Source organism: Pseudomonas sp. CM25, from assembly GCF_013179705.1.
Lineage (GTDB): Bacteria > Pseudomonadota > Gammaproteobacteria > Pseudomonadales > Pseudomonadaceae > Aquipseudomonas.
This window is the reverse complement of the sequence record NZ_JABMCW010000399.1, coordinates 1-4,474: the sequence shown is the minus strand read 5'-3', so window position 1 is coordinate 4,474 and position 4,474 is coordinate 1. Positions and strand designations below refer to the sequence as shown.

The 4,474-nt window shown below is 62.9% G+C and carries 6 protein-coding genes; 3 read left to right on the top strand and 3 right to left on the bottom strand.

The window, feature by feature from the left end; all coding sequences use genetic code 11:
• The 3 genes from HP546_RS26485 to HP546_RS26475 all read left to right on the top strand — a co-directional run.
• A partial coding sequence (locus HP546_RS26485) for a flavohemoglobin expression-modulating QEGLA motif protein (protein WP_172231683.1) occupies positions 1-1,136 on the top strand: 1,136 nt, incomplete at its 5' end.
• Positions 1,108-2,031 (top strand): alpha/beta hydrolase, encoded by a 924-nt coding sequence (locus HP546_RS26480; protein ID WP_172231680.1) that lies wholly within the window; start codon positions 1,108-1,110, stop codon positions 2,029-2,031. The genes HP546_RS26485 and HP546_RS26480, both read left to right, overlap by 29 nt.
• Positions 2,028-2,354 (top strand): hypothetical protein, encoded by a 327-nt coding sequence (locus tag HP546_RS26475; RefSeq protein WP_172231677.1) that lies wholly within the window; start codon positions 2,028-2,030, stop codon positions 2,352-2,354. The genes HP546_RS26480 and HP546_RS26475 overlap by 4 nt, the downstream gene beginning before the upstream one ends.
• A 152-nt stretch (positions 2,355-2,506) precedes the next feature.
• Here HP546_RS26475 and HP546_RS26470 read toward each other — a convergent pair whose 3' ends face one another.
• The 3 genes from HP546_RS26470 to HP546_RS26460 form a co-directional block, all read right to left on the bottom strand.
• On the bottom strand, positions 2,507-3,298 hold the full coding sequence (locus tag HP546_RS26470) for an OmpA family protein (RefSeq protein ID WP_172231674.1): 792 nt from the start codon (positions 3,296-3,298) through the stop codon (positions 2,507-2,509).
• Between the two features lie 50 nt (positions 3,299-3,348).
• Positions 3,349-3,762 (bottom strand): DUF4398 domain-containing protein, encoded by a 414-nt coding sequence (locus HP546_RS26465; protein WP_172231671.1) that lies wholly within the window; start codon positions 3,760-3,762, stop codon positions 3,349-3,351.
• Positions 3,763-4,040: 278 nt separating this feature from the next.
• The gene (locus HP546_RS26460; RefSeq protein WP_172231668.1) at positions 4,041-4,385 is read right to left on the bottom strand and encodes a pilin assembly protein; all 345 of its coding nucleotides are present in this window, start codon (positions 4,383-4,385) and stop codon (positions 4,041-4,043) included.
• Between the last annotated feature and the right edge of the window lie 89 nt (positions 4,386-4,474).

Below are 4,474 nucleotides of genomic sequence, written 5' to 3'. Positions count from 1 at the left end.
CAGTCGACCGCGCCTATTACCAGTCGCGCCCGCTGGCCTTCGACTCCAACGCGGTCAAGGCCGAGTTCCAGGGCATCGAACGCGACATCATCCGCCAGCTCGGCCAGTTCAACCCGGTCGGCCAGATCATGAAGCGCATGTGCCGCGAGTACCGCATGGTGGTGCGTATGCTCGAAGCGCGCGGCACCGAGGATTTCGGCCTGATTTCCCAGGAACTGTACGGCGCTGCCTCGGACGCCTTCCACGCCGGCGACCCGACCTTGGCAGACCTCGGCCTGATGCTGTCGGACTACCTGAACAACATCGATGGCCGCGGCGACCTCAAGGACGAACCCAAGAACCTCACCGCCAAGGAGGCCGTGGAGATCCTCCAGCGCCGGCTGAACAAGGTGTTCGGCGAGGCCGAGGAGACCATCCGCGTGTTCGAGTCCGACGGTATCGTCGCCGATGCCGCAGCGGGTGCCGACTACATCAAGGTGCGTGCCGACGCTATGTTCAACGCTCGCGACGTGCGCGCCCTGGAGGTGCACGAAGGGCTGGTGCACGTCGGTACCACGCTCAATGGCCTGAACCAGCCGATCTGCACCTTCCTGGCCAAGGGCCCACCCTCGTCGACGGTGACCCAGGAGGGCCTGGCCATTCTGATGGAGGTGATAGCCTTTGCCTCCTACCCCAGCCGCCTGCGCAAGCTCACCAACCGCACCCGCGCCATCCACATGGTCGAGGAGGGCGCGGACTTCATGCAGGTGTACGGGTTCTTCCGCGAGCAGGGCTTCGAGATGGCGCAAAGCTACAGCAACGCCAGCCGGGTGTTCCGCGGTTCGGTGCCCAATGGCTTGCCATTCACCAAGGACTTGTCCTACCTCAAGGGCTTCATCATGGTTTACAACTACATTCAGTTGGCCGTGAAGAAGGGCAAGCTCGAGCAGATTCCGCTGCTGTTCTGTGGCAAGACCACCCTGGAAGACATGCGCACCTTGCGCCAGCTGGTCGAAGAGGGCCTTGTCGAGCCGCCCAAGTACCTGCCGGAACAGTTCCGCGACCTGAACGCGCTGTCAGCCTGGATGTGCTTCTCCAACTTCCTCAACCACCTGAGCCTGGACCGTATTGAAGCCGACTACGCGAACATTCTCTGAGCGCTGCCGCCTGCTGGCCCTTGGCCTGGTCCTGCTCGGGCCTGGCGGCTGCAGCAGCCTGCTGTTCTACCCCGAACCTGGCCAGGCCTTTACCCCGGAGCGGGCCAAGCTCGAGTACCGTGATGTCACCCTCACCAGCGCTGACGGTATTCGCCTGCACGGTTGGTGGCTGCCGGCCAAGGCGGGGGTCGAGGTCAAGGGCACGGTGCTGCACCTGCACGGCAACGGCGGCAACCTGCCCGGGCACCTTGGCGGCAGCTACTGGCTGCCGGAGCAGGGCTACCAGGTGCTGATGATCGATTACCGCGGCTACGGCTTGTCCGAGGGCAAGCCGAGCCTGCCTGAGGTGTACCAGGACATTGCTGCCGCCATGGCCTGGCTCGACCAGGCGCCCGAGGCCAAGGGCAAGCCGCTGGTGCTGCTGGGGCAGAGCCTCGGCGGTGCCATGGCCATTCACTACCTGGCGGCCCACCCCGAGCAGCGCCAGCGCTTCAGCGCGCTGGTGTTCGACGGCGTGCCGGCCAGTTACCGTGCTGTCGGGCGCTTTGCCCTCAGTACGTCCTGGATGACCTGGCCGCTGCAGGTGCCGCTGTCGTGGCTGGTGCCGGACGGCGACAGCGCGATCCGCTCGATCGAGCAGCTAAGCAGCCCGCCCAAGTTGTTTTTCCACAGCATCGACGACAATCTCGTGCCGATGGACAACGGCATCCAGCTGTATCAGCACGCACCTCCACCGCGCGTGCTGCAACTGACCCGCGGCGGCCACGTGCAGACTTTTGCCGACCCTACGTGGCGCCAGGTCATGTTGCGTTTCCTCGACGACCCCAGCCATTTCAACGGGCTTCGGCGGCTGGCCGAAGTGCCCAATTACCCTGACGAGAAGAACAAGCAATGAGTGAAGAACGCAACGCCATCCCGCTGATCCTGACCGGCGTCGGCAGCATCATCGTGACGGTGGGGGCCTTGTGGTATTACGGCTACCTGCATTTCGCCAAGCCCGAGGATGCCCTGCTGCTGCAGGACTTCACCATGCTCAAGACCATCCCCGGCGAGGACTACAAAGTCTCCCTCGACCCCGCCCCGCAAGTGGCCCAGTGCATGGATGGCGTGCTGGTGCTGTTCGACACTCAGCAAAAAGGCCTGACCGGCGTGTTGGTGGACAACCGCAAGCGCGCGGTGCGCTGCATGGGGGAGGAAAGCCCGCAGCAGGTGCAGTGAGGGAGCGACGTGATTTTTGTGGGGCCTGGGAAATCGAGCGCCGCCCGCGCGGCGCTCGGTCTCCCAATCACCACATCTTTAAAGGCACGAGACCAAACGCCCAAATAAAAACCCCACCATGAAGGCGGGGTTCCGGGTTCAGCCAACCGGTCTTACTGACTGACCTGGCTCACCGAGCGCGGTGCCACCGGCTGGTTGTCGTTGGAGATGGTCACCTCGACCCGACGGTTCTGCGCACGGCCCGAATTGCTGCCGTTGTCAGCCACCGGATATTCCTTACCATACCCTTGCGACACGATACGCGCCGGGTCTACACCTGCACGCACCAGTGCCATGCGCACGCTGTTGGCACGGCGCTCGGACAGGGTCTGGTTGTAGTTGGCCGAGCCGACGCTGTCGGTGTAGCCCTCGACGATCACCTTGCGCTCCGGGTTTTCCTGGAGGAACTGCGCCAGCTTGGTAACGTTCGGGTAGGCGTTGCTCTTGAGCTCGGCCTTGTTGAAGTCGAACAGCACGTCGCCAAAGGTGACCAGGGTACCGCGGTCGGTTTGCTTGGCGTTGAGGCTGTCCTGCAGCTTGGCGATCTGTGCGTCGCGGGCATCGAGCTTGGCCTTGGCGCGCTCTGCCGAGGCGTTTTTCAACTCGCCCTCAGCGGTGCGCAGGGCGATAGTCTGCTTGGCCACTTCGACGCGCTGGTTGGTCAGGTAGGCGAGCTGATCGACTTTCTTCTCGTCCTCACGGTCCATGTAGGCCTTGTCGGCCTTGTTCAGCCAGTCCTGGGCGTCCTTGGTCTCCAGTGCCGCGACCTTGCTCGATTGCGGGTCGCTTTGCAGCGCGGAGAAGTTGGTGCGGGCCGACTCGAGGTTGGCGTTAGGGTCGTGCGAGCAGGCAGCAAGACCGACGCTCAGGGCCAGCAGGGCGGGAATCATGACGTGTTTGCGCATAGTGTTCATCCTTTGATCGAGTGCGAAGGCTAAGGTTGGCGGGGCAGGGCTCACTGAGCGCTGCGCAGGCCTTCCTCACGTACGTCCTGAACGCCCTGGCGGGCATCCTGCACAGCCTTCTGGGCCTTGGCCGCCTGGGCTTTGCGTTCGGCGAGGCGGGCGTCCCATTCGGCCTGTTGGGCCAGACGCTTGGCTTCGTCGTACTTCTTGTCGTGCATGGCGATTTCGGCCTGCTTGAACTTGTCCTGCGCCGCTTTCATTTCCACGGCGGCAAACTCGGTACCGCCAGCGCTGACGGCTGAGTTCACGGCGGACTGGGTGACGGCATACTGCTCGGTGGGCGGGTTGCCCGCACAGCCAGCCAGGACCAGGCTACTGCCCAGGGCCAGCGCGGCCAGCTTGAACCCGCGCACATGAGTGGATGACGGTTTGAAAGTGCGGGTTTTCATGGTGGTCAGTTCCATTGGATCACTCCTGATAACGACGATGTCCGTAGCAGTCCATCGCTCATTCCCTGACAGTTTCCGTGCGCTTCAGCTCAACGGTGCACGAGGGCAGGTGTGCAGGGTTTTAGCGTGATGGCTATTGGCTCCGACTCGAACGTTTTTCCAATAGTTCAGAAAAAAGTCGCCCGATAGAGCAACTATTCGTGACTGATCGGTCAATGATTTATGCCTGGAACTTCTGCGGGCTTGGGAGGTATCCCGGGCCTCGACAGGGCCCGGAAGGGTGGTGCGGGCGGTTACTTTTCGCTGTCATCGGCGGTGGTGCTGAGGCTCTGCAGATGTTGCCGCGACAAGGACAGAAAGCGCGGCGTAGAGCCGACGTCCTCGTAAAGCGGATCACCTTCCTCGTCGGTGGCAATGACCTGGCGGCCCTGCACATAGGGGAAGCTGGCTTCCAGTTCCTCCAGTGCGGCAGCCACCAGTTCGCCAAGCAGTTCTTCGGCGGTGCGCTTGGGGTACATGTCGATCAGCGCGGCCAGGCGCGCCTCGGACTCAAGGTCCAGGTGCAACACATGGCCTGTGCGGCTCAAGGTACCGGCGGCGTTCTGTTCCCAGTGCTGGGCGAGTTCACGGATTTTCATGACGACCTCTGTTAACGCCTCGTAGGGCTTGCATGGCATCGGAGTGCTGTGCTTTGAGATTAGTTTGCTTTGGCCGATCACGGCTTGCC